The sequence below is a fragment of the Variovorax sp. P4_D9 genome (assembly GCF_056401695.1).
Map to the genome: position 1 here is coordinate 1 of NZ_JBFUIU010001192.1, position 2,107 is coordinate 2,107.

A 2,107-nucleotide genomic window follows, 5' to 3' on the forward strand; every position below is an offset into this window, starting at 1 on the left:
GACATGGGCCCTCGCTTCGATCAAACTGCGTCCTCGGTGGAAACCACGGCCTTGGAAACCAGCGATTCGGCCCTTGGGGGAGGTTCAAGCCGAGCGCTTGCTCTTGGAGTCGTTGCTTGCGCGCCGGCTGTGCGGCACGGCCCGGAGCGCATGTGCGTTAGAGAGACCCTTCGGCCCCTCGACGCCGGGCAGCGGCTGGTGCATCGCGGCTTCCAGACGCGCCCGCTCGGTGCGGATGCCGGGCAACGTCCTGCGACGATCGAGCATTTTGCGAGATCCAAACGAAGCCCAGGAGAATGAGTTTTGGTCGCGCTTCTCCAGCTCGAGTCTCTGCTTCCAATAGGAGGGGAAGCCGGCGCGCTCCACGAGCTGCAACTGCTCAGCCATCGCGTTGAACGCGAGGATGCAGGCTTCTTTGACACGGGCGGCCTCCTTGCCGGTGAAACCCATGACCAGAAACATGAAGCCGACCTTGGACATGTGGACGATGCGTTCGAGGCGGGTGGCCCCCTTCGGGCCGACCACCTCTGCCATCGTCGGCTCAGAATTGGCCGACGAAAGTCGTCGCTGCAGCTAAGGTCGTCGTAGGCCCGGAGGATGTTCTTGTGCAAGCGCTTGAAGTGCTTCGCCACCCGGCGCGAGTCCGTGGTCAGCGTGGCGTTGTGGATGGTGACGGAGGCGGACGGGACGAGCACGGCACACCTTCACTTGGTCAGCGCGGAAATGGCTGCCAGCGCTGCCGGGTTGCCATTGATGAAGCGGGAGAGGCGCACGGCGCGCTCGGCGTCCGTGAGGACCTTGCCTGCTCCTGGTGCGTCCGGGTCGTTCTCGGCGCCGTCCAGCCCGAAAGCCTGACGCTCCAGGCCAACCAGAACCCGCAGCGTCTCGCCCATGTCCTTCATGGTCTTGGCGCGTCCAGGGAGGCTGATCATCTTCTGGTAGAGGTCGTTCAGGCGGTCCTGGCCGTTGGAATCGGGAGCGCGCAGCAGTTCGCCCAGCTCTTCCAGCAGGGCGGCGTTCTCGGGGCCRACYTGCAGCTCCATCTCRTCCATSAGGCGCATCAGGATCGTGCGGCTGCGGTGRATGTCCTTGCGGTGGGAGAGGCGAACAGTAACGAGYGCCTGGGCGCCGGCCTCGATGATCTGCTTTTCSGCAASCYKGGTTTCCGTGGTTACCTYGTTGGAAACCAGMGACTTGGAAACCAGYGATTCGGCRCGTGCCTGRATCTTGGATTGGAGGTCGCGRACCCASTCKTCTCGCTTGGCGCGCTTGTTGATGAGGGTGTGAGAGATGGCGTGTTCTTCGGCCATCTGCCGCAGGGTCTTGACGCCTGCTCGGTAGTCCAGCTCGATCGCTTCCCAGTCGACCGTGCGCGCGGAAAAGCCCGCGGCCTTGGGTGAGACTGCGGGCTTGGTGCTCTTCTTTGCGGGGGTGGGCTTCATGCCCGTGGAGATCGATGCCATGGCCGAGAGTGTTCCCGGTGCTCGGGAATCAGGCGAACCCTACAAGGGGTCGCCAACTGCCGCGCTAAGTTCAATGCCCAGCGCAAGTCGGGTGCGGACGTCCCGTTTGGGCCTCGGCCACCTCATCAAGTTGAGGACCGACTGAATCTGCCGGACGGCGGACTAGCAGTTCTTCACTGCCTTTATGCTGGTCGCAAGGAACGTCCCAACGAGCTGAAGCGTGCTCGCGGAGCTCTTATCCAGCTCGATGACATTGAAATCGCCAGATTGTTCGGCATTCACATTGAGTGGCTGAGAGTATGAGAGCCCTCCGCTGGGGTCCACAAAAAGCAATGAATTGGGGCCCAGGCTGTCAGACGATCGCCACGCGAATTGAAAATTTCCCTTGTACGTGCTGTCGGGGTTGAACTGCTGATGATGTATTGTCAAAAAAATTAGGTTCAGGTTGCCATTTGGATAGTTCCGATAGAGTTCAGTAATGTCAGGCGCAGCTGTGCCGGCCTTTGACGTTGAAGCGGTCAAGCCTCCGGAAAAACTAAGAGAAACGGTCGCATAGGGCTTCGCAGATGACGATTCGATGCGATATGTCACCCCATCGCCAGACTGATTTGGGGCCGCTGATGGATCGAACTTTAGACACGCAA

Annotated in this window: 3 protein-coding genes; all 3 read right to left on the reverse strand. The window is 60.9% G+C overall.

Annotation, left to right across the window (positions count from 1 at the left end):
• Positions 1–84: 84 nt before the first annotated feature.
• The gene (locus tag AC1DY5_RS52830) at positions 85–534 is read right to left on the reverse strand and encodes a Rha family transcriptional regulator (RefSeq protein WP_478122218.1); all 450 of its coding nucleotides are present in this window, start codon (positions 532–534) and stop codon (positions 85–87) included.
• A 170-nt stretch (positions 535–704) separates the two neighbouring features.
• Positions 705–1,043, reverse strand: a complete 339-nt coding sequence (locus AC1DY5_RS52835) for a hypothetical protein (RefSeq protein ID WP_478122219.1) — start codon at positions 1,041–1,043, stop codon at positions 705–707.
• 582 nt (positions 1,044–1,625) lie between these two features.
• Positions 1,626–2,107: hypothetical protein (locus AC1DY5_RS52840; RefSeq protein ID WP_478122220.1), on the reverse strand; the 482-nt coding region annotated here is incomplete at its 5' end.

Coding starts and splice junctions, on each gene's coding strand:
- AC1DY5_RS52830 (WP_478122218.1), bottom strand. CDS start 534: ATGGCAGAGGTGGTCGGCCCGAAGGGGGCCACCCGCCTCGAACGCATC.